General features: G+C 40.5%; 16 protein-coding genes. 6 read left to right on the forward strand and 10 right to left on the reverse strand.

Translation table 11 applies throughout. The annotated features are described in order from the left end of the window. The 5 genes from CWC02_RS14745 to nadC all read right to left on the reverse strand — a co-directional run bounded on the left by CWC02_RS14745 (position 1) and on the right by nadC (position 5,465). Complete coding sequence (locus CWC02_RS14745) at positions 1 to 897, reverse strand: prepilin peptidase (protein WP_138619060.1); 897 nt, start codon at positions 895 to 897, stop codon at positions 1 to 3. A 123-nt stretch (positions 898 to 1,020) separates the two neighbouring features. Further along, the gene (locus CWC02_RS14750) at positions 1,021 to 2,250 is read right to left on the reverse strand and encodes a type II secretion system F family protein (protein ID WP_054550985.1); all 1,230 of its coding nucleotides are present in this window, start codon (positions 2,248 to 2,250) and stop codon (positions 1,021 to 1,023) included. Positions 2,251 to 2,313: 63 nt separating this feature from the next. Then, the gene (locus CWC02_RS21105; protein WP_349304122.1) at positions 2,314 to 3,642 is read right to left on the reverse strand and encodes an O-antigen ligase family protein; all 1,329 of its coding nucleotides are present in this window, start codon (positions 3,640 to 3,642) and stop codon (positions 2,314 to 2,316) included. A 48-nt stretch (positions 3,643 to 3,690) separates the two neighbouring features. Beyond that, positions 3,691 to 4,125: a pilin gene (locus CWC02_RS14760; protein WP_138619064.1), complete on the reverse strand. Its 435-nt coding sequence runs from the start codon at positions 4,123 to 4,125 to the stop codon at positions 3,691 to 3,693. Positions 4,126 to 4,616: 491 nt separating this feature from the next. Beyond that, on the reverse strand, positions 4,617 to 5,465 hold the full coding sequence (gene nadC / locus CWC02_RS14765; RefSeq protein ID WP_138619066.1) for a carboxylating nicotinate-nucleotide diphosphorylase: 849 nt from the start codon (positions 5,463 to 5,465) through the stop codon (positions 4,617 to 4,619). Between the two features lie 187 nt (positions 5,466 to 5,652). Here nadC and ampD point away from each other — a divergent pair, with 187 nt between their 5' ends. The 6 genes from ampD to lpdA all read left to right on the forward strand — a co-directional run bounded on the left by ampD (position 5,653) and on the right by lpdA (position 14,562). Then, positions 5,653 to 6,195, forward strand: a complete 543-nt coding sequence (gene ampD, locus CWC02_RS14770) for a 1,6-anhydro-N-acetylmuramyl-L-alanine amidase AmpD (protein WP_054550989.1) — start codon at positions 5,653 to 5,655, stop codon at positions 6,193 to 6,195. A gap of 21 nt (positions 6,196 to 6,216) precedes the next feature. Continuing rightward, positions 6,217 to 7,068, forward strand: a complete 852-nt coding sequence (ampE, locus tag CWC02_RS14775; protein ID WP_138619068.1) for a beta-lactamase regulator AmpE — start codon at positions 6,217 to 6,219, stop codon at positions 7,066 to 7,068. 477 nt (positions 7,069 to 7,545) lie between these two features. Further along, positions 7,546 to 8,295, forward strand: a complete 750-nt coding sequence (pdhR, locus tag CWC02_RS14780) for a pyruvate dehydrogenase complex transcriptional repressor PdhR (RefSeq protein WP_036965924.1) — start codon at positions 7,546 to 7,548, stop codon at positions 8,293 to 8,295. An 85-nt stretch (positions 8,296 to 8,380) separates the two neighbouring features. After that, positions 8,381 to 11,047: a pyruvate dehydrogenase (acetyl-transferring), homodimeric type gene (gene aceE, locus CWC02_RS14785; protein ID WP_138619070.1), complete on the forward strand. Its 2,667-nt coding sequence runs from the start codon at positions 8,381 to 8,383 to the stop codon at positions 11,045 to 11,047. Positions 11,048 to 11,056: 9 nt separating this feature from the next. Beyond that, complete coding sequence (gene aceF, locus CWC02_RS14790; protein WP_138619072.1) at positions 11,057 to 12,949, forward strand: pyruvate dehydrogenase complex dihydrolipoyllysine-residue acetyltransferase; 1,893 nt, start codon at positions 11,057 to 11,059, stop codon at positions 12,947 to 12,949. A 188-nt stretch (positions 12,950 to 13,137) separates the two neighbouring features. Next, complete coding sequence (gene lpdA, locus CWC02_RS14795) at positions 13,138 to 14,562, forward strand: dihydrolipoyl dehydrogenase (protein WP_138619074.1); 1,425 nt, start codon at positions 13,138 to 13,140, stop codon at positions 14,560 to 14,562. A gap of 190 nt (positions 14,563 to 14,752) precedes the next feature. Here the strand turns inward: lpdA and CWC02_RS14800 are convergent, their stop codons facing one another. From CWC02_RS14800 to pdxA, 5 genes are all read right to left on the reverse strand, one after another. Then, on the reverse strand, positions 14,753 to 16,768 hold the full coding sequence (locus CWC02_RS14800) for a methyl-accepting chemotaxis protein (protein WP_138601742.1): 2,016 nt from the start codon (positions 16,766 to 16,768) through the stop codon (positions 14,753 to 14,755). 141 nt (positions 16,769 to 16,909) lie between these two features. Next, the gene (locus CWC02_RS14805) at positions 16,910 to 17,725 is read right to left on the reverse strand and encodes a symmetrical bis(5'-nucleosyl)-tetraphosphatase (protein ID WP_054550995.1); all 816 of its coding nucleotides are present in this window, start codon (positions 17,723 to 17,725) and stop codon (positions 16,910 to 16,912) included. 6 nt (positions 17,726 to 17,731) lie between these two features. After that, positions 17,732 to 18,121 (reverse strand): Co2+/Mg2+ efflux facilitator ApaG/CorD, encoded by a 390-nt coding sequence (gene apaG / locus CWC02_RS14810; protein WP_054550996.1) that lies wholly within the window; start codon positions 18,119 to 18,121, stop codon positions 17,732 to 17,734. Beyond that, positions 18,105 to 18,911 carry a 16S rRNA (adenine(1518)-N(6)/adenine(1519)-N(6))-dimethyltransferase RsmA gene (gene rsmA, locus CWC02_RS14815; protein ID WP_054550997.1) on the reverse strand — a complete coding sequence of 269 codons (807 nt, stop codon included), beginning with the start codon at positions 18,909 to 18,911 and terminating at the stop codon, positions 18,105 to 18,107. Before rsmA ends, apaG begins: the two co-directional genes overlap by 17 nt. Further along, positions 18,908 to 19,900, reverse strand: a complete 993-nt coding sequence (gene pdxA, locus CWC02_RS14820; RefSeq protein ID WP_138619076.1) for a 4-hydroxythreonine-4-phosphate dehydrogenase PdxA — start codon at positions 19,898 to 19,900, stop codon at positions 18,908 to 18,910. The genes rsmA and pdxA overlap by 4 nt, the downstream gene beginning before the upstream one ends. Position 19,901: the final 1 nt, after the last annotated feature.

Genomic DNA, 19,901 nt, shown 5'->3' on the forward strand with positions numbered 1-19,901 from the left:
TCAGTAGCCCAAATAATTAAAGTAGTAAGCTTGAATTTGCTCACCCCAAAGCAAGGTTAGCCAACCGGCAATGGCAAGGTAGGGTCCAAATGGAATTGGCGTAGTTTTATCTTTACCTTGAATAATGATTTGCGCAATGCCGATGATGGCACCGACGACACTTGATAACAGTACGATAGTTAAAATATCTTGCCAGCCAAGTAGCGCACCAAACACAGCTAATAGTTTAAAGTCGCCATATCCCATACCCTCTTTACCTGTGGCTAACTTGAATAGCCAGTAGACACTCCACAAGCTTAAGTAGCCAATTGCTGCGCCAATAATAGCGTCGCTTGGAGCAATGGTAATATCCATAGTGGCTGCAATCAGTGCCAACCATACTAAAGGAAGGGTTAGTTGGTCGGGTAGTAACATGTGATCTATATCGATAAAGGTTAAAGCGACTAAAACCCAGGTAATAAATATATAAAGCAGAGCAAGCTTAGTTGGGCCAAAAATTACAGCGACAATTATGCTTAAAACTGCTGTGAGCATCTCCACAATAGGGTAGCGTACAGATACTGGTGATTGGCAACTTGCGCAGCGACCTTTTAATAATAGCCAACTTAGCACAGGGATATTTTGCCAAGCTTTAATCGGAGCCTTGCATTTTGGGCAGCTTGAATTAGGTTTTACTAAATTAAAGGGAGCTTGTTCTGTTTGCTGTTTTGAATTTAGCTCATCGGCCAATACAAGACGGCATTCAGTTTGCCATTCTCTTTTCATCATCAGTGGCAAACGATAAATCACCACATTTAAAAAGCTACCAATACACAGGCTTACTAAGCCTACAGTTAAAAAATAAAACCACTGCTGACTTTGCATCGCAGTGGTTATATCAAGAAAAAAGTTTTCCATTAAAATACCTAACATCTGACCATTTAGAGGCCGAATTAATTTCGCTGTGTTGAACTGTTTTTATTATTTATTTTATGTAGCAAGTTATCAATTAGCGTTTTGAGTTTTGCTTACAGCCATGTGTTAAATCACCGACCCTAACTGGAATATAGGCAAGTACATAGCAACAATTAAACCACCAACCAGCACACCTAATACAGCCATAATGAGTGGCTCAAGTAAGCTTGATAAACCGTCAACGGCATCATCAACCTCTTGCTCATAAATAGTTGCGACTTTAGCAAGCATGCCATCAAGTGAGCCAGACTCTTCACCAATGGCTACCATTTGGATCACCATATCGGGGAATATTTTAGAGTTACGCATTGCCCAGTTCATTAAATTACCAGAGCTCACTTCTGCTTTAATTTCTAAAATAGCATAGCGATAAACCGCATTACCAGAAGCACCCGCAGCAGAGTCAAGTGCATCAACCAGAGGTACACCAGCAGCAAACGTAGTTGATAAAGTACGAGCGTAACGCGCAACCGCCGCTTTATTCAAAATCATACCAATAACGGGGAGTTTTAATATGGCTCTATCGTTAGCATCTCTGAGTTTTTTACTTTTTAATAAAGCTTCTTTATAAGCAAAACCTGCGGCGATAATTACAATTAGAATTATCCACCAATATTCCTGCATGAACTCAGAAATACCAATCACCATTAAAGTAAAGCCCGGCAACTCAGCGCCAAAACCGTTAAAGATATCTTGGAATTGTGGCACTACAAATATAAGTAGAATAGAAGTTACAATGACTGCGACCACCAAAACCGCAATAGGATAAAACATGGCCTTTTTAATTTTCGATTTTAATGCTTCGGCCTTTTCTTTATAAAGCGCAACACGGTCAAAAATTTTATCAAGGGCACCCGACTGTTCACCTGAGGCCACTAAGTCGCAATATAAATCATCAAAATAGCGCGGATGTTTACGGAGCGCTTGAGAAAGTGGCACACCGGCTTTGACTTCATCGCCAACTCCTTCCATCAACTTGGCCACACCTTTGTGCTTTGCTCCTGATGATATGAGCTCAATCGCTTGTATTAAAGGCACACCAGCTAAAAGCATAGTAGCGATTTGCCTTGTAATTAAAGCAATATCCTTAGGAGTAACTTTTTGTACGCTTTTTATACCAAATAAAGGTTTTGGTTTTCGTTTAACTTTAGATGGAGTGATGCCTTGTTTGCGTAACTGAGCTTTGATAAGGGCTATACTACTGCCAGTTAGTTCTCCTTCCAGCTTCTTGCCTCTAGCATTAACACCTACCCATTGGAAGGTATCTAGGTCTTTATCTTCCTGTTTCTTAGCCATGGATAAAACCCGTTATGTTGTAATGTATTAAAATATTATTTTGAAAATCGAAAATTATATAATTCATAATCTATGAGCTATTGACCAAAACCTTGGTCCAAAAATATAACCAGTATCAGGATTCATTTTTTGATAGGTTTCTAATGCTACCCAACCATAAAAATACCACACTGCAGCAAATATGATAGCAAAAATAATTAATTTACACTTTTTAAACGTCAGTAACACCTTAACATTACGCGAAGTTCTAGCTATTAATAGACCCCAAATAATATATAGTAATGTCTGTGAAACAGGCATCACATGTACACCTGATAATAATGAATATAAAAGGCCAGAAAATAAAGAATAAAGAAGAGCTTTTGATATGGCATCTTCCTTATTTATCGTAAGATAAAAGACTGCATTTTTAATTGTTATATAAATAGCTGACGATAAAAATATAAAAGCTAAAAAGCCCCATTCATTAATTATTTCTATTACAGAGGAATGAGGGTGACTCATTGGCGGTTTGCCTGGTAATGAAGCTTGAAATACGCCAGGACCATTACCTATAAAAAGTTGTTGCCAAGTAAATTCAGAAATAACTTTTTGCCATATAAATAATCTACCTGAAGAGCTTGTATTTACAGGTATCTCACCAGAACTAAAAAGTATAGTGAGAAAGTAATAGAGCAGCAAACCAACAAATAGACAACCTAATGTAATTTGGTAGTTTTTTCTTTGATGCTTATCAAAAAGTTGTGTTAGCAAGAAAATGGAAGTAAAGGTTAATAATGCACCTCTAGCATGACCTATAAAAATCAAAAGAAAGTTTAAAGTAAGAAAAAAATATACTACACGCCTGATGTCTCTATATTTCAAAAAGTATATAAGTAACGGTATTATGAAAATCTGAATTTGATTAAAAAATCGAATGTTAATAAAGTTTTGATATATAACGAATGGGCTCGGTTTTACTTGGTCAACGATAGAGAAGATCACATTTAAGAAGCAAACTAATACAAGGATACCATGTATTGTTATTAAAGAAGCTATAAAGTAAAGGCTTCTATTTTCGCTTTCTTCATTGAAAACTATGAATAAAAGCAAAAATAGTAGCACAAAATGAAGTACATAAAATAAACTAAAAGTAGCTTCGTTAGACAGAAAAGATGAAATAAACCCCATTACAATAAATAAATATACTAATTTGTTTATTGGGATGACTAATAATAGCTGTTTATCTTTAACAATCTTTATTAAAAAAAGTATAGACGTTAAAAAAAGTAAAATTATCTGTAGTAATCTTTGATGATTATGATAGTCAAATGAAAATATTGGAACAAATGGAAGAAGCGTTAATGAGAAATATAATGTACTAAAAAGTAATATTAAAGGAAACTTTATCATTAGTTAAAATAAAAGCGCCTTTGAAAGGCGCTTTATTAAATTCACATATTATGAATGTGGGCAGCTCTTAGGAGCTAATTCTTTTGCATCACCAGTTAAACCAGTGGTAGCGCAAGTCCATTCACCTGTAGCGGCTCTCGACCAAGTAATTACAGCTGATGAAACTTGAGATGGAGCATTATCAATAGTGCAAACAATACTACCGGTGCCATCAGCTGCTAAGCTGGCTGTGATATCGCAATTTTGAGTATCAGCGTTTTTGATAGCTTTAAGATCTGTTACTGAAGCAATCGTTTCACCATTATTAGCGTCAATTTCCATTTCGGTTTTTGCGCCAGTGATTTCAGCTAAACCAGCTGTTAATTTAGATGATGCTTGATAGTCAGAGTATGCAGGAAGTGCTACTGCAGCCAAAATACCTATGATTGCAACTACAATCATTAATTCAATTAGGGTGAAACCCTGTTGGTTTTGTTTTGTCATTTGTTCCTCTCCTAAAGGATATGATGATTTTGTAAGTTTAGCTGTAACTTCAGCGTTGTAAACCAAGGCTCAATTTACAGGATAAATCTTACAGTTTTAATTAAAACTTCTTTAAATAAAGCTTGATCGATAACATAAAACTCTTAGAACTTCCCATGTTCTGAAAACATTAATTAACTTTAGCATTATTCAATGATTTTGAAAGCTATTTTCCTGTTAGCTAGAGGTTTTTTCAGAACTTTCCTACTTTAGTTTGAGACAGGTCAAGCTAATTCAATTATTGCACTGTTTGATATGGCATCCTTGCTAATACTTTGAAGAGTGAAACTAAAATGTGTGTAAGAGCCTAGGGTGCAGACATACTAAAGAGTGATATTTTGCCGTATAAATGTTTGTTTTTTGTTACTATTACAAGCTTTGTACGTATTTAATGCTTTTTTTATTTCGTTGTCAACGGATTAGGTAAGCATTAAATACGTGGCTAGCTATTTTTAAGCACTAAAACGCATTGAAAGGTCGATTGATTGTAAATTTTTTGTAAGTGCGCCACTTGAAATAAAGTCAACGCCAGCCTGCGAATAGGCTTTTAAGGTTTCGAGTGTCATGTTGCCAGATACTTCGAGCTTTGCTCGCTTGTCTGTCAGCACGACTGCTTGTTGAATTTGTTCGACTGTAAAGTTATCAAGCATGATGATATCAGCACCTGCTGTGATTGCTTGCTCAAGCTCATCAAGTGACTCCACCTCAACCTCAACTGGTTTTGTAGGGTGATTGATTTTTGCTTGAGCTACTGCTTTATCAATACCGCCACAGGCAGCGATGTGGTTTTCTTTAATTAAAAACGCATCAAACAAACCGATACGATGATTCGCGCCGCCACCACATTTTACAGCGTATTTTTGTAGCGCACGTAAGCCAGGAATTGTTTTACGCGTATCGAGTAGCTGCGTCGTTGTACCCTCAAGCTCTTTTACATAATGAGCGGTTGTTGTTGCTGTACCTGAGAGTGTTTGTACAAAGTTAAGGGCAGTGCGCTCTGCAGTTAAAATTGCGCGAGCTGAGCCTGATGCTGTAAAAAGTGTGCTATTTGCAGCTACTTTGTCGCCGTCATTTACAAGTACTTCAACGTTTACTGTAGGATCAACTTGGTTAAAAACTTCTAAAATAATGTCTTTACCACAAAATACGCAGTCTTCACGGGTAATTACCTTGGCATTGGCTAGCTCGTTTTCTGGAATTAGTTGCGCGGTAATATCACCGTCATTTGCGCTTTGGTAATTTAAATCTTCATCAAGGGCGAGTTTTACCAGTTGGCTAATTAATGTGTGTGGGACTGACATGTCGAAAGCTCATTGTTTATTAATAAATTGGCGAAATTTTACTATGTTTACCCCCTCAATAGAAGACAAAGATTGGCTACAGTAAAGTATCCTCACTGTTACTTTAAGTGATTGAATCAAAGCAACTAGACCCTGAGATTTTAACCCTTTACACTATTTAACTTTATTGTCATCGTTAGTTTTTAATATGCATATAAATGAATTGGGTCAATTAAACAATGTGTTACAAAGACCCTGTACACATTACGATGAACGCCCAGAAGGCGAGGTATCATTACTTGTTATTCATAATATTTCATTGCCAGCAGGGCAGTTCGCAACGCCTTATGTTGATGATTTGTTCATGGGAACAATTGATTGTACGGCGCATGAAAGCTTTGCTGATTTAAAAGGATTAAGAGTGTCTGCACATTGCTTTATTCGTCGTACTGGTGAAGTTATTCAGTACGTGCCTTTTGAGAAACGAGCTTGGCACGCCGGTATCTCAACATTTGAAGGTAGAGAGCGCTGTAATGATTTTAGCGTGGGCATTGAGCTTGAAGGTACAGACACCAAAGCGTATACCCAAGCCCAATATAATGCATTACACTTAGTGACTAAGGCGTTGATGGCAAAGTACCCTGAGATAAACCGTTCGCGCATTGTTGGCCATTGTGATATTGCACCGGGCAGAAAAACTGACCCAGGTGCGAGTTTTGATTGGCAATACTATTTTGATTTAGTGTTTTAGTTAAAGGATATAGGTAAAGGCATGATCTTAATTTCAATAATTATTGCTTTGGTGATTGAGCGTTTAGGAGCTCGAGCAGATTATTGGCAAATCGGTTTTTATGCCAATAGATATCTTAAACACTCGCAAAAACAACTCTCAGAAAAAGGCTTATTTAATTCGCCAATTGGCTTTTTGATTTGGTTGATGTTGCCTGTCGTTGCCGCAGGTTTAGTCTATCAACTCTCTGATTTTATTATTTGGCAGCTGGCAGTGAATATTACTGCGCTGCTGGTATGTTTTGGCTGTGCTAAACAACGTGCTTTATATAAGTCTTACTTAAATGCCTTAACACGTAACGATCAAGAGGCGGCGACCTTATATGCATTACAAATGGGCCAAAAGAAAACAGAAGATGAGCCTCAAGGTGAGACTTTTGGCCAAACTCTAGCTTGGCTAAATTTTCGCTTTTACTGTGCAGTTATTTTTTGGTTTGTGGTTTTAGGTGTACCTGGCGCAGTTCTTTATGCGCTAGTTCGAACTTTTGCTGATAAAGTCAGAGACGACCATAAAGTGGCGTACGCTAAGCGTTTTAAACTGATCCATAGCTTACTGTTTTGGCTTGATTGGTTACCTGCACGAGTTGCAAGCTTTGGTTATTTAGTGATTGGTAACTTTAATAAAGGCACCAGTTGTTGGCTGAAGTATGTGCTCGACTTTTCAGTGAGTAACCGTAAAGTTGTTACGCAAACCGCACTTGCCGCTGAGCAAATAGAGCAACAACATTTTGGTTGTACTTATGAAGCTACTTGCATGATGAAGCTTGTAAAACGAAATGTATTGTTCTTTTTAGTGATCATCGCAGCGCTTACCTTATTTGGTGGTTTGGCGTAGTGTGTAAAGTTAGCGAGTTGAAAGAGTAAAGCTTGTTGTATAACTTTATTCATTAATTGCTCTACTAATGCACTTCGATTGAGTTCTGATTTTTTCAGCATTGAAGTGCATCCTACTTCGAATATTTTTCAGTACTCAATTCAACGACGCGGGGTAACCCCGCTGCTACAAAGCTAATCAATTTATCTAACATCTAAAACCTGACCACTAAAAGCTCTGTCGCTCAATCTGGTCTGACCATTTATTTTTTATTGTTTTTTCCTTCAGAAAAAGCCACTTTAATCCATACTGTTTAATCTTTAGACGAATTACGTTAGGGTGTAACTAGGCGCTGAACGTAGTGAAATTGACAGAAATACGGGTTTTTGATAACGTATGCGACAAATTTGGTATGACCAATTTACCTTTTTGGTCAAAGCACAAGGCTAAATACCCGATATTTATGGGGTTAGCGCATAACAATGCGGACGTTAATAAATGTCTTTAAAGATTAAAGCAGCAAAATTATCTGATGTAATTTTACAACAACTTGAGAATATGATTCTTGAGGGGTCGTTGGCGCCAGGCGAAAAGCTGCCTCCTGAGCGTGAGTTAGCGAAACAATTTGAAGTATCGCGACCTTCGCTGCGTGAGGCGATTCAAAAGCTAGAAGCTAAGGGGTTAGTAACGCGTCGCCAAGGTGGCGGAACGTTCGTAAAAAATCAGCTTGAAGAGGGGCTCACTGATCCGCTTTTTGATTTGATTAGTAAGCATCCAGAGTCACAATTTGATTTACTCGAATTTCGTCATGCCCTTGAAGGAATCGCAGCATATTATGCAGCTATGCGTGGCACAACGAATGACTTCAAAAAAGTAAAACAAAGCTTTGACAACATTGCGCTCGTTAATGACGACATTGTGCAAAAAGCAAAAGCAATTAATGCATTCCATTTTAGTGTGGCAGAAGCGTCTCATAACGTTGTACTGCTACATTTAGTTCGTGGTATGCAGGCCTTGCTAGAGCAAAATGTATTACAGAATTTAACTGTACTGTTAAAAAAACCACAGATCAGCCAGCAGCTCGCAGAACACAGACGACTGTTGATGGATGCGGTTATTGAAGGAAACCCAGAGCAAGCACGTCTTGCTAGTAATGCTCACTTAGCCTTTATCGAAGAAGCCTTACTTGAGGCTGGCAAAGAGCATTCGCGGATTGAACGTAGTTTAAGACGCACCAAACAACATTAAGCAAGTGATTAGCTAAGTTTAGTTAACTACTTAATTTTAAGATTTATTAAAATAATTAGTATTTTAAACATAAGGAAACCTCCATATGTCTGAAGTCAATAAAATTGACGTAGACGCGCTAGAAACACAAGAGTGGTTACAAGCCCTTGAGTCTGTTGTGCGTGAAGAAGGTGTTGAACGTGCTCAATTCTTACTTGAGCAAGTGTTAGAGCAAGCCCGTTTAGACGGTGTTGATATGCCTACTGGCACAACCACTAACTACGTTAATACCATTCCGGTAGATCAAGAACCTGCTTACCCAGGTGACGTAAACATTGAACGTCGTATTCGTTCAATCATTCGTTGGAATGCGATCATGATCGTATTACGCGCGTCGAAAAAAGATCTAGACTTAGGCGGCCATATGGCGTCTTACCAGTCTTCAGCTGCATTCTATGAAGTATGTTTTAACCACTTCTTCAAAGCACCAAACGATGTTGATGGCGGTGATTTAGTTTATTACCAAGGTCACATTTCTCCAGGTATCTATGCACGTGCATTTGTTGAAGGTCGTTTAACTGCTGAGCAGCTTGATAACTTCCGTCAAGAAGTTGATGGTAAAGGTCTTCCTTCATACCCACACCCTAAGTTAATGCCTGAATTCTGGCAGTTCCCTACGGTATCTATGGGTCTTGGTCCAATTGCTTCAATCTACCAAGCTCGTTTCTTAAAATACCTAGATGGTCGTGGCTTAAAAGACACTAAAAACCAACGTGTATACGCTTTCTTAGGCGATGGTGAAATGGATGAGCCAGAATCACGTGGTGCAATCTCATTCGCTGCGCGTGAGAAGCTAGATAACCTATGTTACCTAATCAACTGTAACCTACAGCGTTTAGATGGCCCAGTAATGGGGAACGGTAAGATCATTCAAGAGCTTGAAGGCCTATTCAAAGGTGCAGGCTGGAACGTGATTAAAGTTGTATGGGGTAGTGGTTGGGATATCCTACTGGCTAAAGATACATCAGGTAAATTACTGCAGTTAATGAACGAAACGATTGACGGTGATTACCAAACATATAAAGCAAAAGACGGTGCATATGTTCGTGAGCACTTCTTCGGTCGTTACCCAGAAACAGCAGCACTTGTTGCTGATATGACTGATGAAGAGATCTTCGCACTTAAGCGTGGTGGTCATGAGCCTTCTAAACTTTACGCTGCATTCAAAAAAGCGGAAGAAACTAAAGACCGTCCAACTGTAATCCTTGCTAAAACTGTAAAAGGTTACGGCATGGGTGAAGCGGCTGAAGGTAAAAACATCGCGCACCAAGTTAAGAAAATGGACATGACCCATGTTGAGCACTTACGTTCACGTTTAGGTCTACAAGATTTAGTTTCTGATGAAGAAATTAAAGATTTACCATATCTTACTCTTGAAGAAGGCTCTGAAGAGTACAAGTATCTTCACGCTCGTCGTGAAGCGCTTCAAGGTTACACACCAAAGCGTATTCCTAAGTTTTCTGAAAGCTTAACATTGCCAGAAGTTGACGCGTTCAAGCCACTACTTGAAGAGCAAAAACGTGACATCTCTACAACAATGGGCTTTGTACGTGCACTTAACGTGTTACTAAAAGACAAAGGCATTGGTAAAAACATCGTTCCTATCATCGCTGATGAAGCGCGTACATTTGGTATGGAAGGTTTATTCCGTCAAATCGGTATTTACAACCCGCATGGCCAAAACTACACACCACAAGACCGTGACATTGTTTCTTACTATAAAGAAGCAACATCAGGTCAGGTACTACAAGAAGGTATCAACGAGTTAGGTGCAATGTCATCATGGGTTGCTGCTGCAACATCATACAGCACTAACGATTTACCAATGATCCCATTCTACATCTACTACTCAATGTTTGGTTTCCAACGTGTAGGTGATATGGCGTGGATGGCTGGTGACCAACAAGCACGTGGTTTCTTACTAGGTGCTACGGCAGGTCGTACTACACTAAACGGTGAAGGTTTACAGCACGAAGATGGTCACAGCCACATTCTTGCTAACACGGTTCCTAACTGTATTTCTTATGACCCAACATTCGCATACGAAGTAGCGGTAATCATGCAAGACGGTATCCGTCGCATGTACGGCGAAAATCAAGAAAACGTGTTCTATTACCTAACGCTAATGAACGAAAACTACCATCAACCAGCAATGCCAGAAGGCGCTGAAGAAGGTATTCGTAAAGGTATCTATAAACTTGAAACTGTGGCTGGCGATAAAGCGAAAGTACAGTTACTAGGTTCAGGTACTATCATGATTGAAGTGCGCAAAGCGGCACAAATCCTGAGCGAAGAGTATGGTATTGGTTCAGATGTATTCTCTGTAACATCATTCAACGAGTTAACTCGTGACGGTCAAGACGCTGAGCGTTTCAACATGCTTAACCCTGAAGCAGAGCAAAAGACTGCTTATATCACTAGCACATTAACAGATGCCGTGACTGTTGCTGCAACAGACTACATGAAAAACTACGCAGAACAAGTTCGTTCATTCGTACCAAGCAGCAACTACAAAGTGTTAGGTACTGATGGTTACGGTCGTTCTGATAGCCGTGAAAACTTACGTCGTCACTTCGAAGTGAATGCTGGTTATGTTGTGGTTGCAACACTATCTGAGCTTGCTAAACGTGGTGAAGTTGAGAAGTCAGTAGTTGTTGAAGCAATCAAGAAATTCGACATCGACACAAACAAAGTTAACCCGCTATACGCATAAGAGGTTCCAATGAGTATTGAAATTAATGTACCAGATATCGGTGGCGATGAAGTTGAAGTAACCGAAATCCTTGTTAGCGTTGGTGATAAGGTTGAGGTTGACCAATCGTTATTAACGGTTGAAGGCGACAAAGCATCAATGGAAGTACCTGCTGCACAAGCAGGTACGGTTAAAGAAATTAAAGTAGCTGAAGGTGATACAGTAACTACTGGTTCACTTATCATGATCTTCGAAGGTGAAGAACAAGCTGCGGCTCCTGCAGAGGCTAAAGAAGAAGCGCCAGCTCCAGCAGCTGCGCCTGCAGCTTCTGCTACACAGGAAGTAACTGTGCCAGATATCGGCGATGATGAAGTTGAAGTAACTGAAATCATGGTTGCGGTAGGTGACACGGTTGAAGAAGAGCAATCTTTATTAAGCGTTGAAGGCGATAAAGCATCAATGGAAGTACCTGCTCCACAAGCAGGTACGGTTAAAGAAATTAAAGTAGCTGAAGGTGATACAGTAACTACTGGTTCACTTATCATGATCTTCGAAGGTGAAGAACAAGCTGCGGCTCCTGCAGAGGCTAAAGAAGAAGCGCCAGCTCCAGCAGCTGCGCCTGCAGCTTCTGCTACACAGGAAGTAACTGTGCCAGATATCGGCGATGATGAAGTTGAAGTAACTGAAATCATGGTTGCGGTAGGTGACACGGTTGAAGAAGAGCAATCTTTATTAAGCGTTGAAGGCGATAAAGCATCAATGGAAGTACCAGCACCATTTGCCGGTACTGTTAAAGAAATCAAAGTAGCAGCTGGGGATAAAGTATCAACTGGCTCACTTATCTTTGTATTTGAAGTAGCGGGTAGTGCACCAGCTGCACCTGCTCCTGCAAAAGCTGAAGCAGCGCCTGCTCCTGCAGCAAAAGCGCCTGCGGCTGAAAAGCCTGCATCAGCACCTGCAAGCAACGAAGGTTTTGCAGATAACAAAGCGTATGCACATGCATCGCCTGTGGTACGTCGTTTAGCGCGTGAGTTTGGTATTAACCTAGCAAACGTAAAAGGCACGGGTCGTAAGAATCGTGTTGTGAAAGAAGACGTACAAAACTACGTGAAAGATCTTGTGAAGAAAGTTGAGTCAGGTCAGCTATCTGCAGGTAAAGGTAATGCCGGTGGCGGTGAGTTAGGTCTTATCCCTTGGCCTAAGGTTGATTTTGCTAAGTTTGGTGAAATTGAAGAGAAGAAACTTTCTCGTATCCAGAAGCTATCAGGTGCTAACTTACACCGTAACTGGGTGCAAATCCCGCATGTTACACAGTTTGACGAAGCTGATATCACAAGCCTTGAAGCATTCCGTAAAGAGCAAAATGCGCTTGCAGAGAAGAAAAAGCTGGGTGTTAAAATCACACCTCTTGTATTTGTGATGAAAGCAGCGGCGAAAGCATTGGCTGAATTCCCAACGTTTAACTCTTCACTGTCTGAAGACGGCGAAAGCTTAATCTTGAAGAAGTACATCAACATTGGTGTTGCAGTTGATACGCCAAACGGTTTGGTTGTTCCAGTATTCAAAGATGTAGATAAGAAAGGCATCATTGAGCTTTCTCGTGAGTTAATGGATATTTCTAAGAAAGCACGTGACGGCAAGCTAACGTCATCTGATATGCAAGGCGGTTGTTTCACAATCTCAAGCCTTGGTGGTATTGGTGGTACAGCGTTCACACCAATTGTAAATGCGCCAGAAGTTGCTATCTTGGGTGTATCTAAGTCAGAAATGAAACCTAAGTGGAATGGCAAAGAGTTTGAACCTAAATTAATGGTTCCATTATCAATGTCATACGACCATAGGGTTATTGACGGTGCACTAGCAGCACGCTTTACTGTGACGCTAGCAAGCTACATGAGCGATATTCGTCAACTAGTGATGTAATCTCCTCATTAATTATAAGAATCAAATCCCAGCAAGTTGTTTTTTGCTGGGATTTTTACCATTGGCAATGATACAATCTTTGCTATAGAACAATCTTGGTATAGATATCTGCTCTCCCTTTCTGCCTTGCAGAAACATGGCAGTTAAACATAGGGGCAGTGTCCCGTTCAAACATTTAAGGTAATAGCATGAGCAACGAATTAAAAACTCAAGTTGTTGTACTAGGCGGTGGTCCTGGTGGTTATTCTGCGGCTTTCCGTGCTGCTGACTTGGGCTTAGAAGTAACATTGGTAGAATCTCGCAACACATTAGGCGGTGTATGTCTAAATGTGGGTTGTATTCCTTCAAAAGCACTTTTACACGTAGCTAAAGTGATCGATGACGCTGCTGAAATGTCATCTCACGGCGTTACTTTTGGCAAGCCTGAAATCGACCTAGACAAAATCCGTTCTTGGAAAGAGTCTGTAATCGGTCAATTAACTGGCGGCCTAGACGGCATGGCTAAAATGCGTAAAGTGAAAGTGGTTAACGGTTACGGTAAATTCACTGGCAGCAACACCATTGCTGTTGAAGGTACTGACGGTACAACAACAATCACGTTTGACAATGCTATTATTGCAGCAGGTTCTCAACCTGTTAACTTACCTTTCATCCCTGAAGATGACCGTGTAATTGACTCAACAGGTGCGCTAGAGCTTAAAGATGTTCCTGAGAAACTTCTTGTTTTAGGTGGTGGTATCATCGGTCTCGAGATGGGTACTGTATACCGTGCACTAGGTTCTGAAATCGACGTTGTTGAGTTTGCTGATCAATTAGTACCAGCAGCTGATAAAGACGTTATCAAGATCTACCAAAAATACGTTAAGAACAAGTTCAACGTAATGCTTTCTACTAAAGTTGTTGGTGTTGAAGCGAAAGAAGACGGTCTATACGTTTCATTCGAAGGTAAAAATGCACCAGCTGACGCAGTACGTTACGACAAAGTACTTGTTGCTGTTGGTCGTACACCTAACGGTAAGCTTGTTGATGCTGATAAAGCAGGTGTTAATGTTGATGAGCGTGGTTTCATCAATGTTGATAAACAGCTTAAAACAAACGTTGATCACATCTTCGCTATCGGTGATATCGTTGGTCAACCAATGCTTGCACACAAAGCGGTACACGAAGGTCATGTTGCTGCAGAAGTTATCTCTGGTCAGAAACACTTCTTCGATCCTAAGTGCATCCCTTCAATCGCATACACAGATCCAGAAATCGCATGGGTTGGTGTAACTGAGAAAGAAGCAAAAGAGCAAGGCTTAAGCATCGAAACTGCTGTATTCCCTTGGGCTGCTTCTGGTCGTGCAATCGCTTCAGCACGTACTGAAGGTCAAACTAAGCTAATCTTCGATAAAGACTCAGGTCGCGTTATCGGTGGTGCTATGGTTGGTATCAACGCAGGTGAAATGCTAGGTGAAATCGGCTTAGCAGTTGAAATGGGCGCAGACGGTGAAGACCTAGCGTTAACTATTCACGCTCACCCAACATTAAACGAATCAATCGGTCTAGCTGCTGAAATCTTCGAAGGTTCAATCACTGACCTTCCAAACAAAAAAGCAGTTAAAAAGAAGTAAGTTCTTTTGACTAATCATTTTAAAAACCCAGCTCCGGCTGGGTTTTTTGTTTTTTAACCATCAGCACATTTTAGTTATTCGCAATAAGACTGAATCAAAAGCCAGCTGTTAACTTCGTTAAGAATTACTATAAAAAAACCGCGTTTGCTTTCACAAACACGGCTTCTATTCTTCATTAGCTTGTAGCTTACTATACTTTAAACGCATCTACCGATAAACGCAGTTCTTCAGCCAGTTTTGCTACTTCAGAGCTTGAGATATTAGTTTGGTTTGCACCTTCAGCTGTTTGCTCTGCGATTGCTACAATCGACTCTAAACGTTCACTGATCTCTTGAGATACTTGCTGTTGTTCGTGAGCGGCTGTTGAAATCTCTTCACTTACGTTATGAGCCTGTGCAACGGCAGCAGTGATTGAATCAAGGGCCGTGTTTGCAAGGTCTGATTGCTCAACGCACGACTCAGCTTGTTGCTTACCTTTCGACATAGCCGATACAGCAGCCTCAGCGCCAACCTGAAGCGATTCAATCATTGCTTGGATCTCTTGGGTCGACTCTTGAGTCTTGCTTGCTAGAGAGCGTACTTCATCAGCAACTACGGCAAAGCCTCGGCCTTGTTCACCGGCACGGGCTGCTTCAATGGCTGCATTAAGCGCAAGTAGGTTGGTTTGCTCAGCAATGCCACGAATAACATCTAAAATGCCACCGATTGAAGCGCTGTCTTTATGAAGTTGGTTGATAACTTGCGATGCATCATCGACTTCACGAGCTAGTTGCTCAATGGTTGCTTTATTTTGTGATGAAATGCCTTTGACACGATCTGCTTCTTTGTCAGCGTTCTTTATTTCACTAAGAGCTTGTTGAGCACTGCTACTTACCGCTTGTGATGTACTGCTCATCTCAGTTGTTGCCGTTGCCGCTTGTTCAACCTGTGCTTGTTGATTACGTATAGCTTGGCTAGATTCTTCAGTGATTGCCGATGTCTCTTCAGAAGCAGCAGCTAGCTGTGTAGAGCGAGAGATTATACCTTGGATAAGCGTACGCAAACTTTCAATTAGCGTATTACAGCTACGTGATAGTTCACCGAATTCGTCTTTAGCTGAGTCGTCAAGACGCTGTGTCATGTCACCGCTTGCCACGATATCAAGGATACGGTTTACTTCAGAAAGGGGCTTGGTTATACGATTAACAGTCACAGCAGCAACGATGATAGCAATTAAAGTAGCAATCACCATGGCAACCCAAGTCCAAATAGTTGCTGTTGAGACATTACCGCTGACATCTTGCTGCAAGTCAAAAGCCAGCACTGTAGCTTGGTCAACTAGTTCTTTTAATTGCTTTAATGCTTCACTAGTAGAGTTTTCTGCGTTTGCTAATTCAGCTTCTGTTTTAGCAATTGCATCAATTAAACGTTTTTTATTTGCAGATAAACTGTTATTACCACGAACATTATCTGAAAGCGTTTCAAAGTAGCCGTTTAAATCATTATACAAACCGGCGTTATTATCAATAATTGCTGGGCGAATGAGCCCTAAACTACGCTCAACTTCTTCTAAGTAATAAACCTGTTCATTTTTTACGATGTCTAATGTGTTGAGAGTTTTCACCGTTAGCATATCAGTGCTGTTAGTGACGACTGATTGGAAGTTGTTTTCCATGTTATTGGCGGCTTGATAAGCACGTGAATGGTTTTCTTCAAGTCCATCTATATCAATAATATCAAGCACCACTGAATTTGCATCTTCAGCACTGATTTCGATGTTTTCAAGCTGGGTGCGTAGTGTTTTATTTAGCTCAAGTTGAGTTTGTTTATCTGCAAACAGGTTGTCGACAGACTTAACAAAGCGCTTATAAGTTTGCTCAACTTGTTGGCTGCTTTGTTTTAGCTTTGGATCGTTGCTAACAATTTGTTGAAGCTCTTGGTAGGAATTATCATATCGTTTTTTTTGTTGGTTGAAATTTTTTCTTAATGTCGCCAGTTCATCTTGCGCACTAGTATAAAAACTTGCCTGAGCTGACTTACTCATTAAAATAAATTCAACCTGTAACTCATAACTCTTATCGAGAGCTGGCAGCGAAAGCTGGTTAACTCGCTGTGTTGATTGATCTATGTTGGTAATTTTTACCAACGAGTTACCACCAATAAAAAGCAGGAGTAACGTAATAACAATAAAGCCACCCCAAATGCGCTGTCTAACGGTCAAGTTCATATGCAATTCCAGAAAATAGTACTAATCAACACTTATCGGCAAGGTTGCCAATTAGTTAAGTATTTAAATTTAATTAGCTTTAAATTAAATTTATTTTAATTGTTATAAATCTAACAGATGTTCAGCTATTTTTCAGTTTATTTAGATAAAAGAGTGGGATTTTTCGACGAAATAGTCTTTTGTGTTGAGTTCCATTAGGGTCATTGCGCCACCCCAAACACAGCCTGTATCAAGAGCGTGGATGTTTTCTTGTTTGACTTTACCTTCTAAAGCAGCCCAGTGGCCAAATGCAATATGCTGTTTTAACTTAGAAATATCAGGGTGATCGAACCAAGGTATTATTGAGCTGTCTTCACTAATACTGGTTTTGTTTGCAAAATCGAGTTCACCTGTAAGGTTTACGAACCGCATCCGAGTGAAATAATTAACAATATAGCGAAATTTAGCTTCACTACTTAAATTCGATTGCCACTGTAACGGATGGGGATCGTACATATTGGCGAAGTAATGAGTTGCATCAGCTCCTTGATAGCATTGTTGGGCAAAACTAGCACGTTTCAATGCTTTTTTTATTGACCAGCTAGGATTTAGGCCAGCATGACTTATCAGCATGTTATAGCGTTCAAGCCAAATAGCTAATGGTTGTTGCTGTAAAAAATGAATATATTCAGCGCGTTTTGGACTATTAAAAACATCGGCCAGCTTATCTTTGGGGTTTGCAGGTTTATTTAGATAATGACAAGCGATAAGGTGTAAATCATGATTACCAAGGGTAATAGTTACGCTGCCTTGCATAGTATGAAGACGCTCGAGACAGGCGAGTGAGTCAGGACCTCGAGCGACTATATCGCCGACTAAGTAAAGGTGATCTTGGCTTGGGTTGAAGTTGACCCGTTTCAATAACGCATCAAATTCACTATAACACCCCTGTAAATCACCAATTGCATAATCAGCCATCGTTATTTAGTGCAATATGTTTGGGCGAGCTAAACGAAACACCTCGATTGGTGCTTCGAATTCAGTCCCAAATTCGTTACGCATGGTGTAATGACCTTGCATTGTCCCAACTGGGGTATCAAGCACAGCGCCACTGGTGTATTTGTAGCTTTCACCTGGGGCAATGGTTGGGGTTTCACCAACAACACCTTCACCTTGTACTTCCACTTCTTTACCGTTAGCATCAGTAATTAACCAATAACGGCTCAAAAGCTTAGCACTGCATAAACTGTGGTTTTTAATGGTGATAGAATAAGCAAAAACGTATTTATCTTGTTCAGGCTCTGATTGACCTTCTACGTAGAAGGTCTCAACCGACACCTTAATTGGAGAACCTAGATTACTGCTTGTTGTCATAAATCCAATTAGCTATATCAATAAATTGTTGTAAAGACAGGCTTTCAGCACGCAGCGTGATATCAATGCCGATGCTTGTTAGTTCTTCAGCTGTAAGTAAGTTAGATAAACTATTACGCAGAGTCTTACGGCGCTGATTAAAGGCTTCTAAGCATACTGTGTTAAGAAGTTTTGTACTTTTAGCTGAACGCTGTTCAGGCTTTTTAGGGATCAAACGAATTACTGCTGAATCGACCTTAGGGGCTGGCTTAAAGCACTCTGGTGGCACATCAATCACTGGCATTGCGTGACAGTAATATTGTGTCATTACACTCAAGCGGCCAAAAGCTTTGCTGCCTGGGCCTGCGACCATACGTTTAACTACTTCTTTTTGCAGCATAAAGTGCATATGCTCAACATTGTCTGCAAATTCAAATAAATGGAATAACAGCGGGGTCGAAACATTGTAAGGTAAGTTACCAAAAATCTTTAATTTTTCGTCTGACTTGATCAAAGAGCTAAAGTCGAACTTCATTGCATCGCCTTGATGCACTGTTAACTTTGGCCCTAAGAATGGGTGGCTCGTTAAACGTTCTGCTAAGTCTTTATCTAACTCAACAACCGTTAGGTGGCCACTTAAATCAGCGACTGGCTCAGTGATAGCACCAAGACCCGGGCCGATTTCTACTAAATTATCTTCAGGTTTAGGATCAATGGCCGTAACGATTTTGTCGATGATCATGTCATCGTTTAAAAAGTTTTGACCAAAACGCTTACGCGCGCGGTGTCCTAAATGTACTTTATCTGTCATTGATTCTGCGCTTTTTCATGGGCGAGCTTAATTGCTTCGCGGATCGCTAATTCAAAACTACCTACATCAGCAGTACCTGTGCCGGCTAAATCGAGAGCCGTGCCGTGATCTACTGAGGTGCGAATAAATGGCAGGCCAAGAGTGATGTTGACCGAATTGCCGAAACCTTTGTATTTTAGCACAGGTAATCCCTGATCGTGATACATTGCAAGCACTGCATCTGCTTGCGAAAGATATTTATCTTGGAATAGGGTGTCAGCAGGCAATGGGCCAATTAAGTTCATACCTTGGTTATTTAAGAGCTCAAGAGTTGGCGTTATAGTGTCAATTTCTTCTGTGCCTAAATGACCATCTTCGCCGGCATGTGGGTTTAAGCCACATACGAGAATGCGTGGCTTTTCAATGCCAAACTTTGTTTGTAAGTCATGATTTAATATTGTGGCTACTTTGCTTAAACGCTCAACAGTGATTGCGCGCGATACATAAGCAAGCGGTATATGGGTCGTAACAAGTGCCACACGCAAGCCTTCAGTTGCTAACAACATCACCACATCAGCAGTATTTGATTGCTGTGCAAAATACTCTGTGTGACCGCTGAATGAGATACCTGCTTTGTTGATAATCCCCTTATGCACAGGGCCTGTAACAACAGCAGCAAAAGTACCATCCATATTTTTTTCACTGGCAATGCGCAGAGTATCCAGCACATATTGACCATTGGCGTCATTAAGTACGCCCACTTCAACATCAGAGCCTAAATCTACTTGGTGTAAGTAAACGCTGCCTGCAGGGGCAATGCTTGGGGCTTGGCTGTCATCGAAGTCAATTAAATTAATATCTAAACCAAGCAATTTAGCGCGCTGTTTTAACAGCGCGCCATCAGCAATCACCACCAGTTGGGCATCCCACTGGTGCTGCGCTAACTTGATAAGTAAATCAGGGCCAATACCAGCTGGCTCACCTGGGGTAATTGCAATTCTAATGGTCATA

This window comes from Pseudoalteromonas sp. S2721 (genome assembly GCF_005887425.1).
GTDB classification, from domain to species: domain Bacteria; phylum Pseudomonadota; class Gammaproteobacteria; order Enterobacterales; family Alteromonadaceae; genus Pseudoalteromonas; species Pseudoalteromonas simplex.

What these genes read in the sequence shown, in the direction of transcription:
- aceE (WP_138619070.1), top strand. Translation starts at nt 8,381, where the DNA reads ATGTCTGAAGTCAATAAAATTGACGTAGACGCGCTAGAAACACAAGAG.
- CWC02_RS21105 (WP_349304122.1), bottom strand. Translation starts at nt 3,642, where the DNA reads ATGATAAAGTTTCCTTTAATATTACTTTTTAGTACATTATATTTCTCA.
- nadC (WP_138619066.1), bottom strand. Translation starts at nt 5,465, where the DNA reads ATGTCAGTCCCACACACATTAATTAGCCAACTGGTAAAACTCGCCCTT.
- aceF (WP_138619072.1), top strand. Translation starts at nt 11,057, where the DNA reads ATGAGTATTGAAATTAATGTACCAGATATCGGTGGCGATGAAGTTGAA.
- ampD (WP_054550989.1), top strand. Translation starts at nt 5,653, where the DNA reads ATGCATATAAATGAATTGGGTCAATTAAACAATGTGTTACAAAGACCC.
- rsmA (WP_054550997.1), bottom strand. Translation starts at nt 18,911, where the DNA reads ATGACAGATAAAGTACATTTAGGACACCGCGCGCGTAAGCGTTTTGGT.
- CWC02_RS14750 (WP_054550985.1), bottom strand. Translation starts at nt 2,250, where the DNA reads ATGGCTAAGAAACAGGAAGATAAAGACCTAGATACCTTCCAATGGGTA.
- apaG (WP_054550996.1), bottom strand. Translation starts at nt 18,121, where the DNA reads ATGACAACAAGCAGTAATCTAGGTTCTCCAATTAAGGTGTCGGTTGAG.
- CWC02_RS14760 (WP_138619064.1), bottom strand. Translation starts at nt 4,125, where the DNA reads ATGACAAAACAAAACCAACAGGGTTTCACCCTAATTGAATTAATGATT.
- lpdA (WP_138619074.1), top strand. Translation starts at nt 13,138, where the DNA reads ATGAGCAACGAATTAAAAACTCAAGTTGTTGTACTAGGCGGTGGTCCT.
- CWC02_RS14745 (WP_138619060.1), bottom strand. Translation starts at nt 897, where the DNA reads ATGGAAAACTTTTTTCTTGATATAACCACTGCGATGCAAAGTCAGCAG.
- CWC02_RS14805 (WP_054550995.1), bottom strand. Translation starts at nt 17,725, where the DNA reads ATGGCTGATTATGCAATTGGTGATTTACAGGGGTGTTATAGTGAATTT.
- CWC02_RS14800 (WP_138601742.1), bottom strand. Translation starts at nt 16,768, where the DNA reads ATGAACTTGACCGTTAGACAGCGCATTTGGGGTGGCTTTATTGTTATT.
- ampE (WP_138619068.1), top strand. Translation starts at nt 6,217, where the DNA reads ATGATCTTAATTTCAATAATTATTGCTTTGGTGATTGAGCGTTTAGGA.
- pdhR (WP_036965924.1), top strand. Translation starts at nt 7,546, where the DNA reads ATGTCTTTAAAGATTAAAGCAGCAAAATTATCTGATGTAATTTTACAA.
- pdxA (WP_138619076.1), bottom strand. Translation starts at nt 19,900, where the DNA reads ATGACCATTAGAATTGCAATTACCCCAGGTGAGCCAGCTGGTATTGGC.